Below are 24,371 nucleotides of genomic sequence, written 5' to 3'. Positions count from 1 at the left end.
GGTCGTGGCTGGGCCGGCGTCCGCCCGGGCGAGGCGGGCGGTGGGTCGCCGCGGTCGACCCCGGCGACCCCGGCGACGACCGCCACGGCGCCGAGCAGCACCACCGCCACCCCGGCCACGACGAGCGGCAGCGTCCGGTTGCGCGGCGAGGGCTGCGGCCGGGGCACCACGACCGGCAGCAGCCGGGACGGGTCGGGATCACCGACCCGGTACACCCCCTCGGCCTCGGCGTACCCCGCCGGTCCGGGACCGGTCTCAGGGTGCGGATCGGGGCGCGGCTCCGCCGGCCACGGGTCGCCGGAGGACTCGGAGGGGTACGCGACGGGGCCGCTCTCGTGGGGCAGCCGCTGACCGGGCACCGTCGGCGGGTACGTCTGGTCGGCCGGAGCCGCCGGCCAGGCCGGCGGGTCGGGCGGCCCTTCCTCGGGCGACGCGGTACGCGCGGCGGGCACCACCGGCGTCGGATCCCGCGGCGGCCGGTCGTCGGCGCAGACGTGCTCCGGATCGGCGGCCGACCGGGCCAGCGTGGTCACCTGCCGGGCGAGCGGGTCCGCGGTGTCCAGGTGCTGGCGGGCCAGGTCGCGGGCGAGCGCGAGGGTGTCCTGGGCCTCGGAGAACCGGCCGCAGTCGCGCTGCATCGCCCCGAGCCGGGCGAGCATCTTGATGCCGCTGGGGTGCCCGTCGCCGTAGACCTCGCGGTGCAGCTCCCAGGCGTCCTGTAGGCGTTCCCGGGCCTGGCCGCACTGGCCCCGGGCATACTCCACGGTGGCCAGATCGGCGTGGGCGGCCAGCACCCGCAGTGACTCGGGCCCGTCGTGGGCGGTCAGTTCGAGAATCACCTCGGAGTAGAGCCGGGCGGCCCGGGCGTCGCTGCCGACCCGGTGCAGCACCGCGGCCAGGGTGGCCGCCGCGGCGATGGTCCGCTCGTCGGAGCGGCCGTGCAGCCGGGTGGATGCCGCGTACGCGAAGGCGGCCCAGCCGCGCGCGGAGTGCGGCTCGCCGAGCGCGACCAGCACCCGGGCCTGGAGGCCGGCGGCGTCGGCCAGTTCGGGCGAGGCATGGTCGGGGCGGGGGTCGACCTCGGCCAGCGCGTCGGCGAGCAACCGCTGGGCGCCGGCGAGGTCGCCGGCGGACACCAACTGCTGCGCCTGGAGGATCAGTTCACCGAAGCCGGAGGACACGCCTCATCGTGCTGGTCCGGCCACGGTATGTACAAGCCTCACCGGGCCGCAAGTTGGTCAAGAACGGGTCAGGTGGGCGACCAGGGTCTCGCTGATCCGGCGCAGCTGGTCGACCTGGGCGGGACTGAGCGCGTCGAAGAGGTGGCGGCGGACGCCCTCGACGTGACCGGGCGCAGCGGCGGCGAGGGTGGCGAAGCCCGCGTCGGTGAGTACGGCGATCTGGCCGCGCCGGTCGGTGGGGCACTCCTCGCGCCGGATCCACCCGGCGGCCTCCAGCCGGGCGGCGGCGTGCGAGAGCCGGCTGCGCGACGAGCCGCTGCTCTCGGCCAGCTCGCTCATCCGGAGCCGCCGCTGCGGGGCCTCGGAGAGGCGGACCAGGATCTCGTAGTAGGCGTGGGGCATCCCGGCGTCGCGTTGCAGCTCGCGGTCGAGGGTCTCCATCAAAGCCCGCGAGGCGGTCAGGAAGGACCGCCAGGTCTGCTGCTCGTCGGGGTTCAGCCAGCGGGTCATGCCGACCATCATACCGGCGTTGTTGAACGCTCAACCAAACCGCGCTACGGTGGGGGCATGGGAATCCACCGCCTCAACCACGCCGTCCTCTACGTCGCTGACCTGGCCCGCAGCGTCGCCTTCTACCGCGACGTCCTGGGCTTCCGCCCGGTCCCGATGACCCCCGACGGGTTCCGCGGTGCCGCCTTCCTCCAGGCGCCCGACTCCACCAACGACCACGACCTCGGCCTGTTCGAGATCGGCGCCGCCGCCGGCCCCAGCCAGGCCGGGCGCGCCACCGTCGGCCTCTACCACCTCGCCTGGGAACTGGACACCCTGGACGAGTTGGCCCACACCGCACAGCGGCTGGCCGCCGCCGACGCCCTGGTCGGCACCGCCGACCACGGGACCACCAAGAGCCTCTACGGCCGCGACCCCGACGGGCTGGAATTCGAGATCGTCTGGATCGTCCCGGCCCACCTGCTCGACGACGCCGCGCTGACCGCCCGCAGGCGCATCGGCCGGCTCGACATCGACCGCGAGCGGCAGCGCTACGGCGGCCAGACCCGCGGCGGGGTGGGGATCTCCGTCCCGGCCTGAGCACCCGTACGGTAGAACGGCAGGATGTCCACCGATGCCGCCCTGCGCGAGCTGCTCGTCCGACAACTCGACCACTGGCTGCCCGGGGCGCTGCACCGCTCCCGGCGGGCCACCCTCGCCCTCGGGTACGCCGGGGACCCCGGCACCGCGGAGGCGGCCCTGCGGGTGGTGGCGGAGTTCGCCGACCAGCTCCGGGGCCGACGGCTGACCGTTCTGGTGCTGGCCGGCGGCGGGCCCGACCTGCCCGCCCGGCTCGGCCCGGTCGAGGCCACCCTGCCGGCCGACGTGGCCGTGCACGTGGTGCCCGGCGACCCGTCCCGGCTGCCGGTCGCGCTCAAGGCCGCCGGTGCGGCCGGAGCCCCGCTGCTGACCGTCGCCGACGGGGCCGACCCCGCCCCGGCGATGCTGGCCGCCGCGGTGACCGGCCGCCCGGCCGAACTGCTGCTCACCGCCGAGGCGCCGACCGCCTTCCGCGCCGCGCTGACGACCGCCGGCTTCCGCCTGACCGCCGAGGCGGAACTGGTCGCCGCCGACGGCTCACCGGCCCGGACGGTCGCCTTCGGCACCAACCTGGACAACAGCCTGGCGGCGTTCAAGGACGCGCTCTGGGACGTCGACGAGAGCGTCGCGGTGCGCTACCGCGACCCCGCCGGCGCGCCGCTGGACCTCGTACCGCACCCCGACCCGGAGCTGCTGCGTCGGGAACTGCTGGCCGAACTGAACCGCGGGGGTCCACGCACGGTCACCGAGCTGCGCCGGCACACCACCCTCGCCACCGCCCACCGGGCCGCCGACACCGTCGCGGCGCTCACCGATCTGCTGCGCACCGGCACGGTGCGCCGCGACCCGGTCGACGGGCGGCTCGGCGGCGACGTGGTGATCAGTGCCGCGACCGGGCGGTGAGACCACCCGGACGCGGACCGGCCGAACGGGGGTGCCGGTGAACCACCGGCACCCCCGTTCGACCCTGGACCTCACGCCCGGGACTTGTCCTGCTTCCAGGACAGCGGCCCCGGCAGGTCGACGCGGTGCGCCCGGGCCCGCGAGTTCCAGGACCAGCGGCCGATCCTGATGCTCCACGAGGAGAAGCCGTTCTCGGTGAAGTTCAGGATGATCGGCCCGTACTTCTTGCGCTTGCGGAACATCAGGCCCATCGTCGGGCTCCCTTCGGCTACCCTGCCGTCCCGGCGTCGCTTACTGCCGTGCCGGCGTCGCGGTCTGTCGTCTCCGAGCTTGAGATGCCCGGATCGAGGAAACCCGAAACCCCGCTGCCGTCCCCGGTGGACGGTGCCACGGTCAGCCGCCGACGCGGCCCGCCGTCGGGCGGCACCTCTCGCAGCGGCCGGCTGGCCGGCCCGGTCAGGCGCGGTCGACGGCGAGGACGCGGGTGACGCTGCCGTCGTCCTCGGTGACATCGCGCTGATGCGTGAAACCGAGCTTGCCGAGCAGCGCGAGCGAGGCGTGGTTCTGCTCCGCCACGGTCGCCCAGACCCGGGGCAGGTCGAGGGTGTCGAAGCCGTACCGGAGCAGGGCCCGGGCCAGCTCGCTGCCGAGGCCCTCGCCCCAGGCCGGCTTCACCAGCGCGTACACGATCTCGTGGCCGTCGACCTCGTCGGTGTGCTTGACCTCGGCGTGCCCGACGTACCGGCCGTCGCGGCGGACCGCCCAGACGTCGAAGAGGTCCTCCGCGTACACCTTGCTGAACAACCGCTCGAACAGGCCGGCGGCATCGCCCGGGGTGAGCGGGCCGTCGCCCATGAACCGAGCCACCTCCGGATCGGACAGCAGAGCGATCGAGTCCGCCGCGTCATCCGGCCGGTACGGCTCCAGTAACAGTCGGTCGGTACGCAGGACGGGCGTGGGCATCAGCGTGGCTCCCAGGATCGGACAGACCGGTCAACTCGTTATCATGCCCGCCCGATCGGCTCGGCCGGGGACCGTGGCCGCACGATCCGCCCGTGGCGGCTGGGCGTGGGCCGCCCGGAACGCGCCGGGGCTCATCCCGACCTCCCGGGTGAAGAAGCGACCGAAGTTGGTCGGCTCGGGGAAACCGAGCCGGCGACCGATCCGGGCCACCGGCTCGCCGGTGGCGGCGAGCAGCCGGCTGGCCTGCAACGCCACCCGTTCGTCAACCACCTGCTTCGCGCTGCGCCCGGTCACCGCCAGGCAGGCCCGGGTGAGGGTACGCACGGAGCAGCCCAGCTGCGCCGCGTAGTCCTCCACCCGGCGGGTGTGCTGGTAGCCGCGCTCGATCTCGCGGCACAGCCGATGGAAGGTGACCACCTCGGCCCGGTGCGCGTCGTTGCCGACGCCGGTCGGGACCGGCAGCAGCGACAGCCGCAGCAGCAGGACAGCGAGCTGGTGCCGGAGCAGGGCCTGACCGACCGGGTCGTCCCGGTGTCGGCGGACGTCCACCGACAGCTGGCTCACCTCGTTGATCACCGCGTCCTCGTCCTCACCGGTGAGCTGGTGGTGGGCGGGCACCGACGTGGTGTCGACGTCCAGCCCACGCAGCGCCCCGTCGCTCCACCGCACCACCGTCGCGGCGAGGCCGGAGGCGCAGCGCAACACCTGACCCGGCTCGGCCCGCAGCAGCGTGCCGGGCCGGCAGGGCAGGGCGCGGAAATCCAGCTCGGCGATCCCGTGGCCGCCGGTGACCAGGAGCAGCAGGTCGGTGTCGAGCAGGATCGGGCGGCGCCAGACAGGCTCGGGCGCGAGGTCGGCGAGGTCGAGCAGGTCGATCTCGGGCAGGTCGGAACGGGTTGCCGGGGAGAGCTGACCGGAAGAGACCATCACCAGCGACCGTAGCCCCAGCGAGCCGGCCTCGCATCCCGGCGACGGGACCCCCGCCGCGGGGGTTGTCCGGGTGCCGGGGTCGGGTTACGTTACCGGGCGGTAGGCTCCGAGCGGTGATGGGATGGGCATGACGGATCTGTTCTCGGTCGCCGGCAAGACGGTCCTGGTCACGGGCGGGTCCCGGGGCATCGGCCTGATGATCGCCCAGGGTTTCGTGCAGGCCGGCGCACACGTGATCATCTCGTCCCGCAAGGCCGACGTCTGCCAGAAGGTGGCGGAGGAACTCTCCGCCCAGGGGCGGTGCGAGGCCATCCCCGCCGACCTCGGCCACGACGGGGGCGCCGAGGGGTTGGCCGCGGCGGTACGGGAGCGCACGGACCGGCTCGACGTGCTGGTCAACAACGCCGGCGCCACCTGGGGTGCGCCGCTCGAGGCGTACCCGGAGGCCGCGTTCGACAAGCTCTGGGCGGTGAACGTCAAGGCCGTCTTCCGGCTCACCACGGCGCTGCTGCCGGCGTTGCGCGCCGCGGCCAGCGCCGACGACCCGGCCCGCGTCATCACCATCGGCTCGGTCGACGGTCTGCGCGTGCCGGTCATGGAGGTGTACGCGTACAGCGCCACGAAGGCGGCCGTGCACATGCTCACCCGCAGCCTCGCCCACCAGCTCGCCGACGACCACATCACGGTCAACGCGATCGCGCCCGGCCCGTTCGAGAGCAGGATGATGGCCTTCGCCCTGGACGACCCGGCCTCGCGGGCAGCGGTCGCGAAGCAGGTGCCGCTGGGGCGGATCGGCCGGCCGGAGGACATGGCCGGCACGGCGATCTACCTGTCGTCGCGGGCCGGCGCGTATTTGACCGGCGCGGTGATCCCGGTCGACGGGGGCATCACCACCCACGGTTGAGGTCGTACCGGTGCCGGGCGGCCGGAGCCGCGCGGACTCGGCAGATCCGCGCGGCTCCGATCGGGTGGTTCAGCGGCCGGCGAGCAGCCGGTTCACCGCGGTGTCGACGTCGAGGTGCTCGGCCTCCCGGCCGCGCGGAACGACGACGTAGGTCCGCCGCAGGAAACGCACCAGCACGCTGCGCGGCACCTCGAACAGGGCGTTGCCGTCCGGCGACGACAGCGCCAGCGCGACGAAGTCCCCGCGCGGGGTGGCCCAGGGCCAGACCCGCACGTCGCCGATGCCGGCCGGCTCGTCGAGGCCGGTGACCAGCAACTCGCGGGCGAAGGACCAGCTGACGGCCTCACCGCCGGCCGACTCGGCGTGGAACAGGACATGGACCGCATACGGGTCAGCAGGGTCGTAACGCAGACTGGCGCGCACCGGCAATGCGGTGGCGTCAGGCGCGACGAGCCTTAGCGACGTCTCGACCTCGACGGTCGTTGGTCGAATCACACTCATGGACGATCTCCCCCCGGCACCGCTGCGGAACGCGCGTGTCCCGCTTTTCCCATACTCAGGTGCTACCTCTGGCTACGCACCGCCATACGCTGACTTCACCCAGTGGTGGGAAGGGGGTGGGAAACGCCGCGAGAACATGAAGGTTCTTGTACGATTCCGGCTCTGCCCGTGCGTCATCCCGTCCGAAGTCGGGTGGTTCAGTCGTCGACTTACTCCGGTAACGTCCAGTGGTCTGCGCAAGTGACGGGCCCGGGCGACACTGGGGGTGCAAATGGTCACGAACCGTTCCTCGGTGGATGTCCCGGCCACGACCGGCTCGCCGGAAGTAGGGGCCCGAGCAGCCGAAAGGCGGGGGAGTGAAGTGCCCATGGAGCAACCCGAATCCGATGGTCGGACAGCATCGTCCGACCGCCGGGCCGTCGGCCCCACCGGTACGGCCGTGGCCGAGCGTTCCCGTTCCGGCTGGCGCTTCCGGGCGCGCATCACCCTCGATCTGATCCGCGCCAATCCCACCGGCCGGGTCGCCCTCAAGGTCGCCGTCGCCGTCGCCGGCGCACTCGTGGTCACCCTGGGCATCGCCCTCATTCCACTACCCGGCCCCGGTTGGCTGATCGTGATCGCCGGCCTGGCCATCTGGGCCGTGGAGTTCCACTGGGCGCGACGACTGCTCACCTTCACCCGCCGGCATGTGCACAACTGGACGCGGTGGGCGGCGTCACAATCGCTGCCGGTGCGGTTCGTCCTCGGCTCCGTCGGCCTCGTCTTCGTGGCGGCCGTGGTGTGGCTGTCGCTCAAGTACAGCCTCGGCATCGACCTGGTGGCGCAGTTGCAGCACCACCTGGCGAAGCGTTGACCAGCCGTTGATCGACGTGCCGGCGGCGCGCGGACCCCGGGTTTTTGGTCCAGCCCCTCGATCCGGTAGAGTCAACGGCGCTGAGGGCGATTAGCTCAGCGGGAGAGCGCTTCGTTCACACCGAAGAGGCCACTGGTTCGATCCCAGTATCGCCCACCATTGAAGTAGCGCAGAAGAGCCACCCTCGGACGAGGGTGGCTCTTGCTGATTCCATCGTCAGGTGTCGTTGGGCGTCAGCGGATCGTCAGCGAACGCGTCGCGGATGCGTTGATCCCGCCCGTTCGACCGGTGGGGCAAGCGTCGAGCGCCGAGCAATAGCTCGGGCTCACTCCGGCGGCGGGGGAGTGAGCCAGGCGAGAGGTTGTCCGCTGAGGGCGGCGTCGGCGAGGCGATGGGCGCTGGCGGTCTTGAGCGCCGCTCGTGAGCTGTCGATCCAGCGCTGCACGTTGTCGATGCCCTGATGGCGGTACTCGACGGCCTGGACGAGGCATTCCAGCTTGTCAGCATCACGAGCGACGATGGCTTCTAGTGTCTCGCCAGCTTCGTACTCGGCAACCGCGGCGGTGATGACGTCGGCGGCTGCCGGTGGGCAGGTGGCGACCTGGTCGGCGGTGACGGTGGTGTTGGGTGCGGCAGTGAGGTAACGCTTGGCGATGTGTGGGATGTCGGTGATCCGGGTTTCCTGGGTGTCGTGCAGCACGCAGAGCATCGACACCCTGGCCGGGTCAGCGCCTTCCATGGCGGCGAGCATCATTCCGATGAGCGCGGTCCGGAAGGAGTGCTCGGCGATGGACTCGGGGTGCTTGACGCCGGCGAACCACCAGCCGGTACGGGCGGCACGTTTGAGGACGCCGGCTTCGAAGATGAAGCTCATCGCTCCGGCGGCGTCGTGGTCGTCGCTCATCTGCCCGTCCCTGTGCTGGTGAGTCCGTCCGCCCGCAGGCTGTAGACGATTGAGGTTAGTTCCTGCCGCGACCGCGCGGAGATCCGGTCACTGTCCAGGAGCGGGACACTGCGGTCGAGGAGTGACCGAGTCGCGGCGGGGTTGTCGAGAGCGAGACCGCGTCGTGCGGCCAGCAGAGCCCAGACGTTGTGGATGTTGAGGTCGACGAAGGGGTGTCCTGGGTCCAGGCGCTGGACCAGGTGCCGAAGAAGGATCGAGCCGTGCCAGTCCGCGAGCGTCCCGGGCATGAAGGAGTCGTCGCGGTGGCGGTAAGGGATCTCGCCCACCCAGTAGGCCGAGTAGTTGAGGGCTGCTCGCTCGCAGGCGTCGTCCGGGTGTGCGTGGGCGATGAGGTCCCGCAAAGGTTCTGAATCGCCCTGGTTGGCCAGGGACGTGACGACGGATCGGGCGTCCGGCCACAGCGGTGACCAGGTGTGGAAGGTGGTCATCCGGCGGGCGCGGGCGGTGGTCTGGGTGAGTCATTCCGCCGCCGCCCTGGTGGGGTCCATGCCGGCGGGGAAGCAGGCTCGCCGATGCAGATCCATCGACAAGCATCACTTGACAGACGTATGACGTCAGATCTACGGTTGTCGAGTCCGATTCGTCGAGCTTTGCGGAGACCCCGATCCGAAACGCGCCCCGCGTACTCGGTCGGCCTTTTATTCATTCGCGCATGTGTTGCCGCGCTCGGCCCGCGACCACACCCTCACACGCGGCCTGATCCGACACATGCGGCCTCGGGTCGTGCGCAGATGGAGCGGGGGCCGGCGGTCGGCTGATGGCGGGGACGCCTACGACCAGACGCCGGCGGCTCAGTGCCGAGCGGGCCTTGCCCGTGGTGATCCGGACATCGCTCGTGGATCAGCGGACCGCACGGTGGACGGTGCATTCTTGCCGGTCGGCAAGCACGGAATCGAGAGCTCAATACCAGAAGGAGTGGAATGCTCTTGAAGCGCAGATCAGCACTTGTCGCCGCTGCGGTCGCTGCGGTCACCGTCATCGCGGCCGGCGGAATGATACTCAACGGCGGGCATGCTTCTGCTGACAGCGTCCGCACCCTGGCGACGTCGGCCGGGTGCGGTAAGGCACCTACGCTGGCCAGCGGTACACGCACAATCCAGAGCGGCGGGCAGAACCGCAGCTACATTCTGCGGGTTCCCGACAACTACAACAGCAACCACCCATACCGTGTGATGTTCTCCTTCCACTGGTGGGGTGGCACCGCCGAACAGGTCGACAACGGCAGTACCAGCGGCCCCGCGTGGTCCTACTACGGGCTCCGGCCGCTGGCCAACAACACCACGATCTTCGTCGCCCCGCAGGGCATCGGCAACGCCTGGCCCAACTCCGGCGGCCGGGATCTGACCTTCGTCGACGACATGGTCAGACAGATCGGGGCCGGCCTGTGCGTCGACACCACGCAACTGTTCGCCTCGGGCTTCAGCTACGGAGCCGGTATGACCTATGCCATCGCCTGCGCGCGGGCAAACGTCTTCCGCGGGGTGGTGCTCTACGCCGGGGGTGTCCTCAGCGGGTGCGAGGGCGGTACGCAACCCATCGCCTACTTCGGCATCCACGGGCTGCGGGACACCACGCTGTCGATAGCGGGTGGACGGTCGATGCGCGACCGGTTCGTCAGGAACAACGGCTGCACGCCGCAGAACCCGCGGGAGCCGGCGCAGGGCAGCCTCACCCACGTCGTCACCTACTACACCGGGTGCAGGCCGGGCTATCCGGTGGTGTGGGGCGCCTTCGACGGACCGCATGCCCCCAACGCCGTGGACGGCTCCGCTGACCCGTACGCGCCCGGCGCGCGGTCCTGGACCCAGCGGGAGGTGTGGAACTTCATCACCCAGCTCGGCAGCAACACGCCACCGACCACGCCGCCACCGACCACGCCGCCACCGACCACGCCTCCGCCCACCACGCCTCCGCCCACCACGCCTCCGCCTACCACGCCGCCGCCCGGCGCTGCCTGCAGCGCCAGCTACCGAACGGTCAACTCCTGGCAGGGGGGCTTCCAGGGTGAGGTCACCGTGCAGGCCGGCACCTCGGCGATCAACAGCTGGACCGTCCAGTGGGCGCTCGGTAGCGGCCAGAGCATCACGCAACTGTGGAGCGGCACGCTGACCACCAGTGGCTCGTCGGTGACGGTGCGCAACGCGCCCTACAACGGCGCTCTGCCGGCGTCCGGGTCGACCACGTTCGGCTTCATCGCCAACGGCGCGCCGTCCTCCCCGGCACCGACCTGCACCAGCCCGTAATCCTGGATAAGCGAAAACGGCGGACCCACACCCACCGAGGCCGAACTGTCGGCGAACGGTCGGGCGTGGGTCCGCCGGCTCGTCCGGCCTCGGGTTCGAGCGTCGACGACATCGGGCACCCCGGCGACGACGAAGACGGCGACACAGCGCCGATGAAGTGGCGACCGACAACGGCAGCCAGGTCCTCATCGCCGTGACCGGGTCGACCATCGCCGCCCTCCTGAACCTGAAGCGCGTCGGGGAGAACTGATCCCGCTGTCCGCTCAGGAGCGGGGACCGGCGGATCAGTCGGAAGCGGCGGCTCTGTCCAGACGGCTCTTCAGGCCGGCACCGAAGCTTGTGGGGGTGCCGGTGTAGTCCGTGATGAGAGCCGGTCCCTTGGAACAGTCCCAGGTGTTCCAGGTCCAGCCCAGGTACCCGACGCCGTGCGCGTCCGCCCACGTCATCAGCGTGTCGATGAAGGCGTGCCCGCAGTCGTTCTGACCGATCTCGGTGAGGGTCAACGGAACGACGGCCGCCACCGGCGCCAGTTGTCGGTCGTAGCACGAGACGCTGTTGCAGGCGTTGAAGTTGTAGACATGGGCTGCGGCTGCCAGGTTGCCGGTCGGATCGGTGGGCCGGTACTGCAGCCACTGGCTCAGGTCGTTCGCATAGGTCAGCCCACCGAGCAGGATCACGTTCGTCGCACCGGTCGCCCGTACCGTGTTCACCAGCGTCTGGAAGCCGGCAACCGGGTAACCGATGCCGAAGCAGTTGCCGCCGTCACGCCAGCACCGCCACGCGGCCGGCTTGTCGAGGGTGAGGCTCGCCCAGTCCGGGTAAGGCTCGTTGAACAGATCGAAGAGCACCGCGTCGTTGCCTTTGAACGCGCTCGCCACGCTCGTCCAGAACGCAGGCGCGTACCGCGCGCTCGGCATCGGTTTCTGACATGTGGCCCTCTCGTCCCAGCAGCCCGCCGAGACCAGCACATACCTGCCCCAGGTCCAGTGCACCTCCAGGATCGGGTTGATCCCGTTGGCCACGAGCAGGTTCACGTAGTCCTTCACCGCCTGCTGGTACGCGGCACCGCTGACCCCGCCGGCCGTGCCGAGCCAGCACTCCTCGTTCAGCGGCACCCGTACGGCCCGCACGTTCCAGGATCGCATCGCCGTGACCGAGGACTGGTCCATCGGCCCGTCCCACATGCCCTTGCCCTGGACGCAGGAGAACTCGCCGCCGGACCGGTTCACGCCCAGCAGGCGGTAGGTCGCCCCGCTCTCGGTGACCAGCCGGTTTCCGGAGACGTGCAATGCGGGCGCGGGTACGTCACCGTTGACCTCGGTCGCGGCAGCGGCCGGTCGCGCTGCGGAGAAACCTGCCGTCAGGCCGCCGACGAGCAGCAGGAGCAGAGCGACAAGGGCCACCAGGGGCGGGCGCTTCTGCGGCATCAGTCACTCCACCGGATGCTCGATCTTGAAAGTTGCTGCATGTTATCTCATGTATGTCGATGTTCCAATTTTCGATGTGTCAGCCCGTGGGGCCAAGGTTCCCGGGTTCGGGGCCGACCCACTCGGGTGGGCGTTGCTGTCCGTTACCGCCCCACCGGGACGCGACGCGCGGCCCCGAGCCGACCGGGCGGCTCGGGGTCCGTAGGTGCCATCACCTGGACGGCTCTTGTCACGGAGCAATGCGTGGCGGCGCTAGCAGGCCGTGTCCTGCTCCGGCAGTCGCCCCTGCACCAGGTAGGCGGTGACTATGCCGGTCAGGCAGGCGTTGGCCTGGCCGCTGAGCAGCGGCACGTGTGTCCGCTTGTCCACGGTGACCAGCCGGGAGCCGGCGATGGCGCGGGCGGTCGCGGCCGAGTTGGCCGGCGGCACCGAGGCGTCGCGTAGTGCGGCGAGCACGAGTGCCGCCGGTGCCCGGTTGCTGGCGAGTGGCGGGGTGTTGTCCCGGCTGACCGGCCAGAAGGCGCACGGATTGACGTTGGCGACCGACGGGCCGAAAACGGGATGGCGGGCGCCGAGGCGGGTCAGGTCGCGGCGGTAGGTCGACAGGTCGCGCGGCCACGCGTTGTCGCCGCAGCGGAAGGCCAGGTTGACCGCGGTGTGGTTGTCCGCCGGCACGCCCGGGGTTCCGGGCAGGGCGGCCGGTCGCGGGTTGAGCGGGATCGGCGGCGGGTTGCCGGCGAGGATGGCGGCGAGGTTGGTCGCGACCACCGGCCAGAGGTGCTCGAAGAACGTCGCGATGACCGCCAGGGAGCCGAGCTCACTGGCGGTCCAGGCGTGGTCTCCGGCCACGATCGGCTCGACCGCCGCTTTGGCGAGAGCCTGGCGCAGGGTCTCCGTCACCTCGGCCGGCGTGGCGCCGAGCCCGAACGCCGCGCTGTTGTCGGCGACGTACCCGGTGAAGGCGGCGTAGTTCTCCTCGAAGGCCGGGAGCCGCTTGAGCTCGAAGTGACGCCAGGCGTGGTCGTAGTCGACCGGGCTGTCCAGCACGAACCGATCCACCCGGCGCGGAAGGAGGGTGCCGTACGCGACGCCGAGCATCGCAGCGTACGAGCCGCCGAGGAAGGACAGCCTCCGCTCGCCGAGGCGTGCCCGGATGACGTCCATGTCTCGGGCGGCCTGTGCGGTCGTGGCGAACGGCAGCGCCCAGCCGGCGTGTCGGGCGCAGGCGCGGGCGTACGCGCGCGCCTCGGCTGCGGTGTCCTTCAGGGGCTGGTGGGTCGCGGTGCGCACCCAGTAGCCGCCCGGCTCCTCTTCCGGCTGGCCACAGGTGATCGGAGTGCTGCGTTCGACGAAGCGCATGTCGAACCCGACGATGTCGTACCGGGCGAGCACCGCGGGATCGACGATGGCGGCCAGGTTCAGCGGCTCGGGGACCCCGGCGCCGCCCGGCCCGCCGCCCGTGGTGAGCAGCACGCCGCGGCGAAGCGCCGGGTCGGTCGCGGGGAGCCGGGAGATCATGATGTCGATCGTCGGGCCGGCTGGCCGGGCGTGGTCGAGCGGCACCTCGACGGTGGCGCATCGCAGGCGGGTGTCGTCGGCGCCTGGGCAGGCCCGCCAGGCGAGGCCCGATCCGCTGGCCGCCCCGCTGGCCGCCCCGGCTGGGGCGAGGGTCACGGTGAGGCAAGCGACAACGACAGCGGCCACCCCGCGCATCCACGCCCCTGACCATTGATCCATGGTTATCTACGCCTGACACGCTATGGCGCACGCCCCCACACCGCAATGTCCAGGCGGGGGAGTGTCGCGGAATCGTGTCGGAACAAGGAGTGCCGACCGTCTGGTGATCGAGCACGGCAACGGGCGCCGTCAGTGCTTCCAGAGGGTTTCCAGGAAAGAGCCGTACTGCCTACTCTGGTCGCATGGAAGCCCGGAGGACCAGCGTCTGGCGGAGCCGTTACGCCGTGACGGACCGAGGTCGAGAGATCACGGTGTGGGACAGTTCCATGTGGAAGAGCGGCGGCGAGTTCGAGCTCGACGGGCGGCGTTTCCAGGTCCGCTCCAATGTCTGGGGCAACAAGTACACGATGGTCGACGACGCGGGGACCGTGGTCGCCTCGGCCGACCGGGTGGGCCGCAGGCGGTGGACCGTCGAGGCGGCCGGGCAGACCTACCATTTCCGGCGTAAGTCCATCTGGCGTGACGAGGAGGAACTGGTCCTCGGCGACACCCGGGTGGGCTCGGTACGCAAGACCAGCTTCTGGCGCGGCGACGTCGTCGTCGAGTTGCCGGGCCTCGCGACAGCGTTGCAGCTCTTCGTGTTCGGCGTCGTCATCAGCATGTGGGACGCGCAGGCTTCAGCGGGAGGAAGCTGAATGCCCCCGACGAAGCGGTATGTCGCTACCGCGCGGACTTCTGCGATGTCCCCGATGACGTCCTGGTCGCCGGAAACTCGGCGTGGCACGCTCGCCCCACGATGGCTCGCATGCCCCCGGTCACGGATCAAGCCCTGCTGAGCATTCGGCGAAGTTCGATGTACCGTACCGCGATCTGGCTGACCCGGGTGGCCAACCTCGTGGGGCTCCCGGTGGTCGTCTGGGGCCTCGCCTCCGTGGCGCCGAACGTGCCCGCGCTGCCGGTCCCGGTCTTCATGGCCGCCTGGGCTGCCGGGTGCGTGGCCCTCGTGCCGGCCCTCGTGCTGTTGCGCCGCTGCGGCATTCCCTTCGAACGCAGGGGCACCACCTGGGTCACCGACAAGCGTGTCGGCGCCGCGATCCTCCGGGACGTCTTCTGGCTTCGTCCCTGACCAGCCCACGGCCACGCCCTGCCGGAGGCCCTCCGCCGCCTACGCGTGTCCACGCAGGGCGACCGGGCCGATGGTCAGCCGTGGTTCGGCTTCGAGGATCTGCCCGATGCGCTCGACCTGGTCGTCGAGTTCCCGGCATGCCGCGGTGGTGAGTGTGGTCAACGGCTCGACGGTGAGGTCCACCGTGTGCCCGGTGCGGCGGTGATGCCAGATCCCGGCGACGGTGCCGTCGACGAGCAGTACCGGGAAGTTGCCGGCCTGCCCGGCGGAGAGGGCACGTTGCCCGGCGGGGCCGGGGAAGAGCTGCTCACGCGGGTGGCAGCCGACGGTGTAGGCGTCGAAGTACGGCAGTAGCCGTACGCCCTGCGGCGGCCCGGGCTGCGGCGCGATGTCGCCGGCCGGTACCCAGGCGACAGTGCCGGCGATGTCGACCTGGTGCAGGTCACCGGCGAGGGACGCGAACAGCTCGGTCGCCCATCGGCGTGGTGCGGACAGCCATTGCGCGAACTGCTGCGGCGTGGCTGGACCGTATGCGTACAGGTAACGCTGGACCAGGCCGGCGGGCGTCGGCTGCCGGGGCGGGCCGGAACCCCGGCAGCCACCGCTGGGGGTTGGTGTCGGTGACGTTCCGCCCACGGTTGCGGCCGAAGCAGAGCACGCCCCGGTGTGCGGCGAGGTGGATGGCCTGCCGCCAGCGCGGCCACATGCCGCCGAACGCGGGCACCACCGGGTCGGTGGCCCAGCCGCCGGTACGGGCGGCCACCGCCGTGTTGAGGTCCTCGACGGTCAGTTCGGCGTCTGCCAGTGCCGCCGCGATGGCCGCGACGACCTCGTCGGTCTGCTCCGGGGTCAGCCGCGCGTCGGCGCCGACGCCGTTCGTGGCCGGCGGCACGGCGCCGAGCGCACCGGTCCAGAGCGGCAACTCCCGGTTGGGTAGCAGGTGGACGGTGCCGCGGGGACCGAATGTCTTGACCAGGCTGCCGTCCCCCACAGCGCGTGTTGGACGTCGGCTCGGGTGGCCCCGGCGACGCGGAGCCCGACGGAGACCTCGGCGGCGGACAGCACCTGGGCGTGGGCGCCACACATGGCGGCAACGGCATCGGCCGGGGTGCCACGTGACGGGGTGGACAAGCCGTGCCGGTCGAGTCGCCGACCCCACACATCGGGCCAGGACAGCCGTGGCAGCACGGTGGCACTGTCGGTCAAGGGTGTCTCCGGTTCGGTTTCGGGTGCCACTGCGGTGACCTGCTGCGCCGTGCTGGCCCGGGATCGTACGGGTTCGGGCCGGCACGGCGCGTCGGCCCTCGGTCAGCGGAGCTCGCGGAAGAAGGCGCGGATGTCCTCGGTCAGCGTCTCGGGTTCCTCGACCGCGGCGAAGTGGCCGCCACGGTCGATGTCGGTCCAGCGGGTGATGGTGTTCTCGGTCTCGGCGTAGCGCCGGATGCCGACGTCGTGAGCGAAGACGATGGCGGCGGTGGGGACGCCGGAGTTGGACTGGGCGGCGCCCCAGGCCGACCCCTGGGCGTAGCCCACGTACGCCGCTGTCCCGGCGGTGCCGGTGAGCCAGTAGATCATGGTGTTGGTGAGCAGCCAGTCCCGGTCGATGATCTCGTCCGGGAGAGCCTCGCGTGGGTGGGTCCAATCCCGGAACTTGTCCATGAGCCAGGCGAGTTGGCCCACCGGCGAGTCGGTCAGGCCGTACGCGAGGGTCTGCGGACGGGTGGACTGGATGGCGATGTAGCCGAACTCCTCGTTCATGAACGCCTCGATCCGGGCGATCCGGTCGCGTTCCAGGTCGGACAGGGTGGCCAGGTCCTCGTCGCTGAGCGGCAGCGGCGGCAGCGGGCCGGGACCGCCGTTGACGTGGACTCCGGCGACCCGGTCGGGTGCGACGCGGCCGAGCTGCGGGCTGACGGCGGCGCCGATGTCGCCGCCGTGCGCACCGTAGCGGTCGTATCCGAGCCGGCGCATCAGCTCGGCCCAGGTGCGGGCGATCCGGTCGGTGTCCCAGCCCGCGTCGGTGGTGGGTCCGGAGAACCCGAACCCGGGCAGCGACGGGATGACCAGATGGAACGCGTCGGCCGGGTAGTCCGGCTCGGTCAGGGGCCCGATCAGGTCGAGGAACTCGGTGAACGAGCCGGGCCAACCGTGGGTGAGCACCAGCGGGAAGGCGTCCGGGTGCGGGGAACGCACGTGCAGGAAGTGGATCCGCTGCCCGTCGATCACAGTGGTGAACTGGGGGAAGGCGTTCAGTCGCGCCTCGGCGGCCCGCCAGTCGTATCCGGTACGCCAGTGGTCGACCAGGCCGCGCAACCACCCGACCGGTACGCCCGTGGACCAGTCGTCGCCGGGTAGGGCGGCCGGCCAGCAGGTGGCGTCGAGTCGGCGGCGCAGGTCGTCCAGACGGTGCTGGGGGATCTCGATCCGGAACGGCGTGATCTGTTCGCTCATGACACCTACCCTAGAAATCACCTAGGGCAGGTTCCGCCCTAGCTTCAGGGCAAACTTCAGAACATGTGGGAAACCTCAGCTCGGCTGTTGCGCCTGCTCTCACTGTTGCAGACCCCTCGCGACTGGACCGGCGCCGACCTGGCGCAACGCCTCGAGGTGGACGTACGGACCGTGCGCCGCGACATCCAGAAGCTGCGCGACCTCGGCTATCCGGTGAACGCCACCGCTGGTGCGGCCGGCTACCGGCTCGGCGCCGGTACGAAGCTGCCTCCGCTGCTACTGGACGACGAGGAAGCCGTGGCCGTCGCCGTCGGGCTGCGCACCGCCGCCAGCGGCACGGTCGCCGGCATCGAGGAGACGTCCCTACGCGCACTGGCCAAGCTCGAACAGGTACTGCCATCGCGCGTACGGCACCGGGTCAACCTGCTGCACTCGGTCACCGTCACGGTGCCCGCCGCCGGTCCCACCGTGGATCCGGACGTGCTGACGGTGGTCGCCGCGGCCTGCCGCGGGCACGAACGGCTCCGCTTCGACTACCACAACCACGGCGGAACCTCCTCGGTACGCGACACCGAACCGCACCGCCTGGTTCACACCGGCCGGCGCTGGTACCTGGTGGGCTGGGACACCGACCGGCGCGACTGGCGCACCTACCGGGTCGACCGGATCCGCCCGCGTGTTCCGACCGGACCCCGCTTCGCGCCCCGCCAGGCACCCGACGTCGACCTGGCCGGCTACCTCGTCCGCGGTGTCTCCACGGCCGCCTACCGGTACCAGGCCCGGATCACCCTCCACACGCCGGCCCAGACCGCCGCCGAACGGTTCCCGCCCACCGTTGGCGTCGTCGAGGTCGTGGACGAGAACACCTGCCTGCTGCGGACCGGATCCAACTCACTCGACGAGATCGCCACGTACGTCGCGCTGTCCGGCTTCCGCTTTCGGGTACACGAGCCACCCGAGCTGATCGCGCGAATCCGCGACCTCGCCGCCCGGCTCACCGCCGCCGTCGAGTAGTGGGTTGCGTGAGCGAGGACTACCCGCCGGGAAAGCGGGAAAGCCCGCGCGACGGTGAGGGGGTGCCATGGGGGTGGGCGTGGTGGTCGGCCTGGTGATCGTGCTCGCCGTCCTTGCCCTGCTCGGCGCGCTGAGCATCCGGATCGTGCAGCAGTACCAGCGCGGGGTGGTGTTCCGGTTCGGGCGGGTGGTGGCGCCGGTCCGCGAACCCGGCCTGCGGTTGATCATTCCGGTCGTCGACCGGATGGTGCGGGTGAGCATGCAGACCACGGTGATCGACGTGCCGGCGCAGGGTGCGATCACGCGGGACAACGTGACGCTCACCGTCGACGCGGTCGTCTACTACCGGGTCGTCGATCCGGTCAAGGCCCTGGTGAACGTACGCCAGTACCCGGGGGCGGTGCTGCAGATCTCGCAGACGGCGCTGCGCTCGGTGATCGGCAAGGTCGACCTGGACACGCTGCTCGGTGACCGGGACAAGGTCAACGCCGACCTCAAGTCGGTCATCGACGCGCCGACCGAGGGCCCGTGGGGGTTGAACATCGAACGGGTCGAGGTCAAGGACGTCGCGCTGCCGGAGGGCATGAAGCGCTCGATGTCCCGCCAGGCGGAGGCCGAGCGGGACCGGCGGGCCCGGGTGATCGCCGCCGATGGCGAGTTCCAGGCGTCCCGGCGGCTGGCCGACGCGTCCCGGGCGATGGCCGACACACCCGGGGCGTACCAGCTGCGGCTGTTGCAGACCGTGGCGGACGTGGCGGCGGAGAAGAACAGCACCCTGGTGATGCCGTTCCCGGTGGAGTTGCTGCGCTTCTTCGACCGGTTCGTGCGTGCCACCACCGCCGAGGAGCGTCAGGCCGCCGGTGAACACGTGGTCGCGGGGCAGAGCGCCGTGGGCGGTGACGGTCATCGCGGCGACGGCGGTAGCCGTACGTAGGCGTTGCTCACCTGCCAGGTCGTCGCGCCGGGCGCCAACGTGGCCGGGTACGACCCGCCGTCGGTTCGCAGGCGGACCGGAACCGGGCCGAGCCGGGCACGGCCTACCCGGCGCATGGCGATGAGGCTGGCCATCGACTGCCGGCCAGCCTCATCGCCGTGCTGTCAGGGCGCTGCAGCGATGTCAGGCAGACACGGAGCAACCGGAGAGCGGCCGGCTGGCCCCTAGCACGGCTTGGCGTACCAGAATGGGTCGAAGTCCAGCCAGTCGGCGCCGCCCGGGGGGATGAAGGCGTGGATCGCGTTGCGGTTCTGGTCCAGTAGGTTGGCCCAGGTGCCTGCCGTCTGGTTGTTGTGGACGGACCCGTAACCGTTCCAGTTGTACAGCGCGTAGTCGCGGCACGCGTACAGCACGAACATGCGACCGCGGCGCTCGGTCTCCGTGTAGAGGCAGAACGCGGTGTAGGGGCAGGGGCCAGCCGCCCGTGAGGAGACTCCGGCAACACTCGCGTTGTGGTTGTCGTCGGGGCCGGCGTGAGCCGCCGAGGGTGCCACGAGGGTGGCGGCAATGGCGGCGAATGCGGTGATCAGGAGCAGCCGTAGCTTCATGAGCCCACAGTGTCAACCCGGTTGCACTGGGTCAATCGGTTTATCTGTGTCGATGGCCACTCGGAGGGCGGAGGATTTCGGCATCGTGGTCGGCTGCCGGTCCTGCCCGGCGGTGGCAGCGCGATGATCGGCACGACGAGGTTTGAGCCTTTTCGATGAAACGGCATCCGTTCGCCGGACATGTAGAGGATGCTGGGCAGTTCCGCCCAGCGCTTGCCCAGGCGAAGGGAAGTCAGTTGGCACGCGCCGCACCCACCTCGCGCGATGGTGACGCCGCCGTCCGGTTCGAGGCCCTGTACCGGACCTGCTACGAGGATCTGCTCCGGTACGCCCTGCGCCGTTCCCACCGGCCGGAGGAGGCCGCCGACGTGGTGGCGGACACCTTCGTCGTCGCGTGGAGACGCATCGACGACATCCCGGCGGACCAGGGCAGGGCGTGGCTGTTCGGGGTCGCCCGCAACGTCCTCGCCAACCAGCATCGAGCCGCGCGCCGAGGCATGGAGCTGGCCGGCAGACTGCGCAACGAACTCGCCCACGTCACGGTCTCCCAGCCGGATGTCCCCGCCGAGATCTCGACGGCGTTCCGTGGGCTCGCGGAGGCCGATCAGGAGCTGCTGCGCCTGGTGGCGTGGGAGGGGCTGACGGCTGACGAGTTGGCGGTGGCCCTCGACTGCTCGCCGAACGCCGCACGCATCCGTCTGCACCGTGCCCGTCGCCGCTTCGCCGAGGCGCTGCGGGCACCGTCCCTCACCACATGAACGGGGAATCGCCGATGACCGACACCGACGAGCAGCAGGACCGGCTGATCCGGCAGCTGTCTCCACAGTTCCGTATTCCCGCCTCCGCGTCGAGTCCGGCCGGGTCTGCCGCCGACGAACTGCGCCAACTCATCATGGGAGTGTCCGAAGTGTCGCCAGTAACCGAGATCGCCAAGCCCACCGTTCAGCCGGTCAACGGCACGGCGTACCGCAGGTCGTGGAGCTGGCGGCGGCGCCTCGCCTTCGCCGTGCCGACGGTGGCCGGGCTGGGCGCCCTGGCCTTCCTCGGCCTCGCGACGCTGCCCGGGCCCAGTCCGGTCGGCCCCGTCCCGGCGCAGGCCGACGCGCTCCAGGTCACCCGGGCGGATAGTCACCTCGACATCAGGATCCTGGACCCGGTGGCCGACCCGCAGCGGTACCGCGCCGAACTCGCCCGGCACGGCCTCAGCATCGACCTCAAACTGGCGCCCGCCGGCGCGGACCGGGTCGGTCGCCTCATCTTCTCCGAAGAGGACAAGCGTGGCGGTCCGTCGATCGAGACGATCGAGGCGCCGGGCGACTGCTCGGCCACCGGCAACTGCTCGGTCGCCGTCCGGGTGCCGCTGGACTACAAGGGGCACGCGCAGCTCGTCTTCGGTCGTACGCCGAAGCCGGGCGAGACCGTCGAGGGCGATGCCCCGGTCCTGTCCGAGGGGCAGGAGGCGGACCTGAAGGCGCTGGTGGGCAAGCGGGTGTCCGAGGCGCGTGAGCTGCTGGCCGCCCGTGGTCAGACCGCGCAGTACCGGGTGGGCTTCAGGTCTCTCGAAGCCTCCGCCGACCAGGTGCCGGGCAGCTGGTACGTCTACGACGTCGCGCCGCTGGCCAACAACGTGGTGGTGCTGTGGGCCTCGGCGGATGGCAAGGAACCCACGTCCTGAGGTGACGATCGACGCGCCGCGTACCCCGTAGGCGCGGCCCGACGGGGGTCGGGCGGTCCCGGCCGGTTGTGATCCGGCGCTGGTGGCTCGGGCGCGGGCGTTGCGCCGGCCGGGACCGTCGAGGGGCAGGGGCGGCCCTCCGCGTCAGCACGCCGCGGTCGTTGAGTACGACGCTGTCCTTCAACACCACGATGTAGTGCCGGGCACCGAGCCCGGCTCGGCCGTGCCCAGGATCGCCGCCGAACCGTCCGCCGCCGGTGCGTCCCGGCCGGCGTAGCCCTGGCGGTGCCTGGTCGGGTCAGCGCGGGTTCGCGCCGTCGAGGTCGCTTTCCACCGAGTCCGGCGCACGCATGCGCCACGCGTCGGTGACCAGTTCCGTCAAGCGGTCGACGCCCACCTGCGCCAACCGCAGCATGACCAGGGGTGACCCGTCGTACGCGGGGGTGGTGAAGAAAAGCTCGGGCTCGCCGAGGAGCAGGGCCTGCTTCTCGGCCTCGTCGCCGACGTACAGCACCGCGATGTCGGTACGGATGGCGCGCGGCCCGCCGGGCCTGCGCTCGGGGTAGGACCAGACGAATCCCTTGTCGACGACCCGGAAGTCGAAGCCCTCGCTGTCGATCTCGACCACGTGTGGCAGGGCCAGCGCCAGCCGACGGACGTCGTCGGCGTCAGCCATCGAGGTCGCTTTGAGAAATCGCCTGCCGCACGGGCACAGAATAGCCGCCGCCGCTGGCTGCCCGAAGCGGATCCACCGCCGGCGCCAGGCCACCGCGATGACCACCGTCGCAGTCACCCTAGAACCTCAACAATTGTTAGGGTCAACGTGGTGGGACAGGTGGAACAACAAAAGGTCGGACCATGACACCGGACAGGGATTTGACGGTGGGGCAACTCGCCGAGCGAAGTGGGGTGAGCGTCTCGGCGCTGCACTTCTACGAGCGCCAGGGGCTGATCACCAGTTCACGGACCCCCGGCAACCAGCGACGGTACCGTCGCGACACTCTGCGTCGGGTGGCGCTCATCCGGATCGCGCAGCGCGTCGGCATACCGTTGGCACGGGTTGCGCAGGCGCTGGCAGAGCTGCCCGACAATCGGGTGCCCACCCGTGCCGACTGGGAACGGCTGTCCCGCGGCTGGCAGGACGATCTCGACGCCCGCATCCACCATCTGCGCCTGCTTCGGGACAGCTTCGCCGACTGTGTGGGGTGCGGATGCCTGTCCATCGACCGTTGCCTCCTGGCGAACGCCGACGACGTCCTCGGTGCCCTGGGCGCGGGACCGCACCGGCTCGCCCCCTACGGTAGCGGCCGACAGGCTGCCGGCGGAGGTTCGTGAACTGCCGCCGGCACCCTGGTAAACCGATCGGACTTGACCTCAATATTTGTTCAGGTCGCAGCCTGGGGGACAGACGACATCGACTGCCCGGTCGGCGGCGGGTGTCCCCGGTCAGAGGGGCGGAACGCCGGTAAGAGTGCAACGAACAGGAGAACTGTGCGTAGGAATCCCGGAACCGTGCTCGTGGCCGTTCTGCTGTCGACCGTGTCGCTGCCGATCACCCTGACCGGTGCCTCTGTCGCGCTGTCCGACATCGCGGCCGACCTCGACGCGGACCTGACGCCGGTGCAGTGGGTGGTGACCGGTTACAACGCCACCTTCGCGAGTTTCATGCTCGCCTGCGGCTCGCTCGCCGACATCATCGGCCGACGGCGGATCTATGCCGTCGGCGTCGCCGTGTTCGCGGTGACCGGCCTGATCAGCACAGTGGCGGACAACATCCTGCTGCTCGACGTGGTCCGCGCGATCGCCGGCATCGGTGCCGCGGCCGCCGCGGCCAGCGGCGTCGCACTGCTCGCCGCCTCGTTCGAGGGACCGGCCCGAACCCGGGCGTTCGGGCTCTTCGGCACCGCGCTCGGTGTGGGTCTGGCGTTCGGGCCAAGCATCGCGGGCGTGCTCGTCGACGCGTTCGGCTGGCGGGCCGTCTTCGCCACGCCGGCGCTGGCCGCACTTGTCGTCCTTGCGCTGGTGCCGCGACTGCCCGAGTCGAAGGACGCGACGAGCCGCCGGGTCGACCCGCCGGGAACGCTGTCGTTCACCGCCTTCCTGCTGTTGCTCATCTTCGGCGTGGTGGAGGGGCCGAGGCAGGGCTGGACGAGCCTGTGGGTCGTGGGTGCTTTCGTCGCCTCAGCCGCCCTGCTGCTGTGCTTCGTGCTGGTCGAGCGGCACCAGCGAAACCCACTCTTCGACTTCAGCCTGCTGCGTAGCCGGCACTTCGTCGCCTTCTCGGCGGCGGCCGCCACGATCATCTGCGTGACGATTCCGCTGTTGGTCTACCTGCCCTCCTACTTCACCGGGGTGCTGGGCATGACCTCGGGACAGGCCGGCGCCACCCTGCTCCTGCTCACCGCGCCGACGCTGGCGCTGCCCCTGTTCAGCAGCATGCTCACCCGGTGGGTCCCGCCGACCGCGGTGGTCGTCATGGCGGTCGCTCTCGTCGGGGTGGGTGCGGCCTGGCTCACGGTCATCGAGCCGGGAGTCAGGACGCTCGCCCTGGCTGGCCCGCTGCTGGCCCTCGGCGCGGGAATGGGTATGACAACCGGCATGATCGACGGTGTCGCGCTGTCCAGCATCGAAACCGGCCGTGCCGGGACTGCCGCTGGCATGCTGAACACCGCTCGTCTGGCCAGCGAGACGGTGGTCATCGCCATCTTCGGCGCGGTACTGGCCAGCACGGCCGATGGTCGGCTGGCCGAGCCCGGCTACACGCGTGGGATGGACATCACGCTCTGGGGCCTGGCGGCCCTGGCAGCAGCCACGCTGCTGCTGATCGCACTGCTGCTGCGTCGTCAGTCGTCCGCCCCGGTGGCGGTTGAGCCGGCGGAGCCGGTGGGCAAGGTCTGACGGAGGCCGAAGGACGGCAGGAATTGCCGT

At 70.9% G+C, this 24,371-nt stretch carries 27 protein-coding genes, 1 tRNA gene and 1 pseudogene; 14 read left to right on the top strand and 15 right to left on the bottom strand.

Going from position 1 to position 24,371, the window contains the following annotated elements:
* A partial coding sequence (locus E1166_RS07855; RefSeq protein WP_132337070.1) for a tetratricopeptide repeat protein occupies nucleotides 1-1,181 on the bottom strand: 1,181 nt, incomplete at its 3' end.
* A 57-nt stretch (nucleotides 1,182-1,238) separates the two neighbouring features.
* On the bottom strand, nucleotides 1,239-1,700 hold the full coding sequence (locus E1166_RS07850) for a MarR family transcriptional regulator (RefSeq protein ID WP_132337080.1): 462 nt from the start codon (nucleotides 1,698-1,700) through the stop codon (nucleotides 1,239-1,241).
* Nucleotides 1,701-1,748: 48 nt separating this feature from the next.
* Between E1166_RS07850 and E1166_RS07845 the strand changes: the two genes are divergently transcribed.
* Complete coding sequence (locus tag E1166_RS07845; protein WP_132337068.1) at nucleotides 1,749-2,270, top strand: VOC family protein; 522 nt, start codon at nucleotides 1,749-1,751, stop codon at nucleotides 2,268-2,270.
* 24 nt (nucleotides 2,271-2,294) lie between these two features.
* Nucleotides 2,295-3,173 carry a hypothetical protein gene (locus E1166_RS07840; protein ID WP_132337066.1) on the top strand — a complete coding sequence of 293 codons (879 nt, stop codon included), beginning with the start codon at nucleotides 2,295-2,297 and terminating at the stop codon, nucleotides 3,171-3,173.
* 71 nt (nucleotides 3,174-3,244) lie between these two features.
* On the opposite strand, the gene E1166_RS07835 is transcribed toward E1166_RS07840, so the two are convergent.
* The 3 genes from E1166_RS07835 to E1166_RS07825 all read right to left on the bottom strand — a co-directional run bounded on the left by E1166_RS07835 (nucleotide 3,245) and on the right by E1166_RS07825 (nucleotide 5,063).
* Nucleotides 3,245-3,424, bottom strand: a complete 180-nt coding sequence (locus tag E1166_RS07835) for a DUF4236 domain-containing protein (RefSeq protein WP_132180879.1) — start codon at nucleotides 3,422-3,424, stop codon at nucleotides 3,245-3,247.
* Between the two features lie 205 nt (nucleotides 3,425-3,629).
* On the bottom strand, nucleotides 3,630-4,136 hold the full coding sequence (locus tag E1166_RS07830; protein WP_132337064.1) for a GNAT family N-acetyltransferase: 507 nt from the start codon (nucleotides 4,134-4,136) through the stop codon (nucleotides 3,630-3,632).
* Nucleotides 4,137-4,166: 30 nt separating this feature from the next.
* Entirely contained in the window at nucleotides 4,167-5,063 is an 897-nt protein-coding gene (locus E1166_RS07825) for an AraC family transcriptional regulator (protein WP_207914073.1), read from the bottom strand.
* 130 nt (nucleotides 5,064-5,193) lie between these two features.
* Between E1166_RS07825 and E1166_RS07820 the strand changes: the two genes are divergently transcribed.
* Complete coding sequence (locus tag E1166_RS07820) at nucleotides 5,194-5,970, top strand: SDR family oxidoreductase (RefSeq protein ID WP_132337078.1); 777 nt, start codon at nucleotides 5,194-5,196, stop codon at nucleotides 5,968-5,970.
* Nucleotides 5,971-6,039: 69 nt separating this feature from the next.
* Here E1166_RS07820 and E1166_RS07815 read toward each other — a convergent pair whose 3' ends face one another.
* On the bottom strand, nucleotides 6,040-6,471 hold the full coding sequence (locus E1166_RS07815; RefSeq protein ID WP_007457244.1) for an SsgA family sporulation/cell division regulator: 432 nt from the start codon (nucleotides 6,469-6,471) through the stop codon (nucleotides 6,040-6,042).
* Nucleotides 6,472-6,742: 271 nt separating this feature from the next.
* Here E1166_RS07815 and E1166_RS07810 point away from each other — a divergent pair, with 271 nt between their 5' ends.
* On the top strand, nucleotides 6,743-7,324 hold the full coding sequence (locus tag E1166_RS07810; protein WP_243710237.1) for a TIGR02611 family protein: 582 nt from the start codon (nucleotides 6,743-6,745) through the stop codon (nucleotides 7,322-7,324).
* A gap of 84 nt (nucleotides 7,325-7,408) precedes the next feature.
* Nucleotides 7,409-7,483 (top strand) — tRNA-Val (locus tag E1166_RS07805).
* 166 nt (nucleotides 7,484-7,649) lie between these two features.
* Here the strand turns inward: E1166_RS07805 and E1166_RS07800 are convergent.
* Together E1166_RS07800 and E1166_RS07795 are read right to left on the bottom strand one after the other, a co-directional pair.
* Nucleotides 7,650-8,228: an HD domain-containing protein gene (locus E1166_RS07800; RefSeq protein ID WP_132337060.1), complete on the bottom strand. Its 579-nt coding sequence runs from the start codon at nucleotides 8,226-8,228 to the stop codon at nucleotides 7,650-7,652.
* Nucleotides 8,225-8,815, bottom strand: a pseudogene (locus tag E1166_RS07795) (transcriptional regulator); the annotation flags it as partial. The pseudogene E1166_RS07795 and the gene E1166_RS07800, both read right to left, overlap by 4 nt.
* A gap of 393 nt (nucleotides 8,816-9,208) precedes the next feature.
* On the opposite strand from E1166_RS07795, the gene E1166_RS07790 reads away from it, so the two are divergent.
* Nucleotides 9,209-10,531, top strand: a complete 1,323-nt coding sequence (locus E1166_RS07790) for a cellulose binding domain-containing protein (RefSeq protein ID WP_132337058.1) — start codon at nucleotides 9,209-9,211, stop codon at nucleotides 10,529-10,531.
* 284 nt (nucleotides 10,532-10,815) lie between these two features.
* On the opposite strand, the gene E1166_RS07785 is transcribed toward E1166_RS07790, so the two are convergent.
* Nucleotides 10,816-11,958 (bottom strand): cellulase family glycosylhydrolase, encoded by a 1,143-nt coding sequence (locus tag E1166_RS07785; RefSeq protein ID WP_132337056.1) that lies wholly within the window; start codon nucleotides 11,956-11,958, stop codon nucleotides 10,816-10,818.
* A 252-nt stretch (nucleotides 11,959-12,210) separates the two neighbouring features.
* Nucleotides 12,211-13,662: an alpha/beta fold hydrolase gene (locus E1166_RS07780; RefSeq protein ID WP_207914072.1), complete on the bottom strand. Its 1,452-nt coding sequence runs from the start codon at nucleotides 13,660-13,662 to the stop codon at nucleotides 12,211-12,213.
* A 215-nt stretch (nucleotides 13,663-13,877) separates the two neighbouring features.
* Between E1166_RS07780 and E1166_RS07775 the strand changes: the two genes are divergently transcribed.
* On the top strand, nucleotides 13,878-14,330 hold the full coding sequence (locus E1166_RS07775) for a hypothetical protein (RefSeq protein ID WP_243710236.1): 453 nt from the start codon (nucleotides 13,878-13,880) through the stop codon (nucleotides 14,328-14,330).
* A 158-nt stretch (nucleotides 14,331-14,488) separates the two neighbouring features.
* Nucleotides 14,489-14,761 carry a hypothetical protein gene (locus E1166_RS07770; protein ID WP_132337052.1) on the top strand — a complete coding sequence of 91 codons (273 nt, stop codon included), beginning with the start codon at nucleotides 14,489-14,491 and terminating at the stop codon, nucleotides 14,759-14,761.
* Nucleotides 14,762-14,800: 39 nt separating this feature from the next.
* On the opposite strand, the gene E1166_RS07765 is transcribed toward E1166_RS07770, so the two are convergent.
* From E1166_RS07765 to E1166_RS07760, 3 genes are all read right to left on the bottom strand, one after another.
* Nucleotides 14,801-15,301, bottom strand: coding sequence for a crosslink repair DNA glycosylase YcaQ family protein (locus E1166_RS07765; RefSeq protein ID WP_347813013.1), 501 nt, complete (start codon nucleotides 15,299-15,301; stop codon nucleotides 14,801-14,803).
* Entirely contained in the window at nucleotides 15,204-15,752 is a 549-nt protein-coding gene (locus tag E1166_RS32660; RefSeq protein ID WP_347813012.1) for a crosslink repair DNA glycosylase YcaQ family protein, read from the bottom strand. Before E1166_RS32660 ends, E1166_RS07765 begins: the two co-directional genes overlap by 98 nt.
* Before the next feature lie 317 nt (nucleotides 15,753-16,069).
* A complete protein-coding gene (locus E1166_RS07760; protein ID WP_132337048.1) occupies nucleotides 16,070-17,212 on the bottom strand; it encodes an epoxide hydrolase family protein in 1,143 nt (380 codons plus the stop codon).
* A 63-nt stretch (nucleotides 17,213-17,275) separates the two neighbouring features.
* On the opposite strand from E1166_RS07760, the gene E1166_RS07755 reads away from it, so the two are divergent.
* Together E1166_RS07755 and E1166_RS07750 are read left to right on the top strand one after the other, a co-directional pair.
* Nucleotides 17,276-18,226: a YafY family protein gene (locus E1166_RS07755; RefSeq protein WP_132337046.1), complete on the top strand. Its 951-nt coding sequence runs from the start codon at nucleotides 17,276-17,278 to the stop codon at nucleotides 18,224-18,226.
* A gap of 67 nt (nucleotides 18,227-18,293) precedes the next feature.
* Complete coding sequence (locus E1166_RS07750) at nucleotides 18,294-19,160, top strand: slipin family protein (protein ID WP_132337044.1); 867 nt, start codon at nucleotides 18,294-18,296, stop codon at nucleotides 19,158-19,160.
* Nucleotides 19,161-19,384: 224 nt separating this feature from the next.
* On the opposite strand, the gene E1166_RS07745 is transcribed toward E1166_RS07750, so the two are convergent.
* On the bottom strand, nucleotides 19,385-19,768 hold the full coding sequence (locus E1166_RS07745) for a peptidase inhibitor family I36 protein (RefSeq protein WP_132337042.1): 384 nt from the start codon (nucleotides 19,766-19,768) through the stop codon (nucleotides 19,385-19,387).
* A 236-nt stretch (nucleotides 19,769-20,004) separates the two neighbouring features.
* Here E1166_RS07745 and E1166_RS07740 point away from each other — a divergent pair, with 236 nt between their 5' ends.
* Entirely contained in the window at nucleotides 20,005-20,526 is a 522-nt protein-coding gene (locus tag E1166_RS07740; RefSeq protein WP_243706241.1) for a sigma-70 family RNA polymerase sigma factor, read from the top strand.
* Between the two features lie 14 nt (nucleotides 20,527-20,540).
* A complete protein-coding gene (locus E1166_RS07735) occupies nucleotides 20,541-21,443 on the top strand; it encodes a hypothetical protein (RefSeq protein WP_132337040.1) in 903 nt (300 codons plus the stop codon).
* Between the two features lie 298 nt (nucleotides 21,444-21,741).
* Here E1166_RS07735 and E1166_RS07730 read toward each other — a convergent pair whose 3' ends face one another.
* Nucleotides 21,742-22,119 carry a hypothetical protein gene (locus E1166_RS07730; RefSeq protein ID WP_132337038.1) on the bottom strand — a complete coding sequence of 126 codons (378 nt, stop codon included), beginning with the start codon at nucleotides 22,117-22,119 and terminating at the stop codon, nucleotides 21,742-21,744.
* 182 nt (nucleotides 22,120-22,301) lie between these two features.
* Between E1166_RS07730 and soxR the strand changes: the two genes are divergently transcribed.
* Nucleotides 22,302-22,778 (top strand): redox-sensitive transcriptional activator SoxR, encoded by a 477-nt coding sequence (gene soxR, locus E1166_RS07725; RefSeq protein ID WP_132337036.1) that lies wholly within the window; start codon nucleotides 22,302-22,304, stop codon nucleotides 22,776-22,778.
* Nucleotides 22,779-22,934: 156 nt separating this feature from the next.
* The gene (locus E1166_RS07720) at nucleotides 22,935-24,341 is read left to right on the top strand and encodes an MFS transporter (RefSeq protein WP_243710235.1); all 1,407 of its coding nucleotides are present in this window, start codon (nucleotides 22,935-22,937) and stop codon (nucleotides 24,339-24,341) included.
* Nucleotides 24,342-24,371 lie beyond the last annotated feature (30 nt).

Source organism: Micromonospora sp. KC213, assembly GCF_004348325.1.
Taxonomy (GTDB): Bacteria; Actinomycetota; Actinomycetes; order Mycobacteriales; family Micromonosporaceae; genus Micromonospora.
The sequence above is the reverse complement of the archived record's forward strand: the minus strand, read 5'-3'. Positions and strand labels throughout refer to the sequence as shown.

Excerpts from the sequence above, each read along its gene's own strand:
- E1166_RS07850 (WP_132337080.1), bottom strand. The coding sequence starts at position 1,700 with ATGGTCGGCATGACCCGCTGGCTGAACCCCGACGAGCAGCAGACCTGG.
- E1166_RS07845 (WP_132337068.1), top strand. The coding sequence starts at position 1,749 with ATGGGAATCCACCGCCTCAACCACGCCGTCCTCTACGTCGCTGACCTG.
- E1166_RS07840 (WP_132337066.1), top strand. The coding sequence starts at position 2,295 with ATGTCCACCGATGCCGCCCTGCGCGAGCTGCTCGTCCGACAACTCGAC.
- E1166_RS07835 (WP_132180879.1), bottom strand. The coding sequence starts at position 3,424 with ATGGGCCTGATGTTCCGCAAGCGCAAGAAGTACGGGCCGATCATCCTG.
- E1166_RS07830 (WP_132337064.1), bottom strand. The coding sequence starts at position 4,136 with ATGCCCACGCCCGTCCTGCGTACCGACCGACTGTTACTGGAGCCGTAC.
- E1166_RS07825 (WP_207914073.1), bottom strand. The coding sequence starts at position 5,063 with ATGGTCTCTTCCGGTCAGCTCTCCCCGGCAACCCGTTCCGACCTGCCC.
- E1166_RS07820 (WP_132337078.1), top strand. The coding sequence starts at position 5,194 with ATGACGGATCTGTTCTCGGTCGCCGGCAAGACGGTCCTGGTCACGGGC.
- E1166_RS07815 (WP_007457244.1), bottom strand. The coding sequence starts at position 6,471 with ATGAGTGTGATTCGACCAACGACCGTCGAGGTCGAGACGTCGCTAAGG.
- E1166_RS07810 (WP_243710237.1), top strand. The coding sequence starts at position 6,743 with ATGGTCACGAACCGTTCCTCGGTGGATGTCCCGGCCACGACCGGCTCG.
- E1166_RS07800 (WP_132337060.1), bottom strand. The coding sequence starts at position 8,228 with ATGAGCGACGACCACGACGCCGCCGGAGCGATGAGCTTCATCTTCGAA.
- E1166_RS07790 (WP_132337058.1), top strand. The coding sequence starts at position 9,209 with ATGCTCTTGAAGCGCAGATCAGCACTTGTCGCCGCTGCGGTCGCTGCG.
- E1166_RS07785 (WP_132337056.1), bottom strand. The coding sequence starts at position 11,958 with ATGCCGCAGAAGCGCCCGCCCCTGGTGGCCCTTGTCGCTCTGCTCCTG.
- E1166_RS07775 (WP_243710236.1), top strand. The coding sequence starts at position 13,878 with ATGGAAGCCCGGAGGACCAGCGTCTGGCGGAGCCGTTACGCCGTGACG.
- E1166_RS07770 (WP_132337052.1), top strand. The coding sequence starts at position 14,489 with ATGTACCGTACCGCGATCTGGCTGACCCGGGTGGCCAACCTCGTGGGG.
- E1166_RS07760 (WP_132337048.1), bottom strand. The coding sequence starts at position 17,212 with ATGAGCGAACAGATCACGCCGTTCCGGATCGAGATCCCCCAGCACCGT.
- E1166_RS07755 (WP_132337046.1), top strand. The coding sequence starts at position 17,276 with ATGTGGGAAACCTCAGCTCGGCTGTTGCGCCTGCTCTCACTGTTGCAG.
- E1166_RS07750 (WP_132337044.1), top strand. The coding sequence starts at position 18,294 with ATGGGGGTGGGCGTGGTGGTCGGCCTGGTGATCGTGCTCGCCGTCCTT.
- E1166_RS07745 (WP_132337042.1), bottom strand. The coding sequence starts at position 19,768 with ATGAAGCTACGGCTGCTCCTGATCACCGCATTCGCCGCCATTGCCGCC.
- E1166_RS07735 (WP_132337040.1), top strand. The coding sequence starts at position 20,541 with ATGACCGACACCGACGAGCAGCAGGACCGGCTGATCCGGCAGCTGTCT.
- E1166_RS07730 (WP_132337038.1), bottom strand. The coding sequence starts at position 22,119 with ATGGCTGACGCCGACGACGTCCGTCGGCTGGCGCTGGCCCTGCCACAC.
- soxR (WP_132337036.1), top strand. The coding sequence starts at position 22,302 with ATGACACCGGACAGGGATTTGACGGTGGGGCAACTCGCCGAGCGAAGT.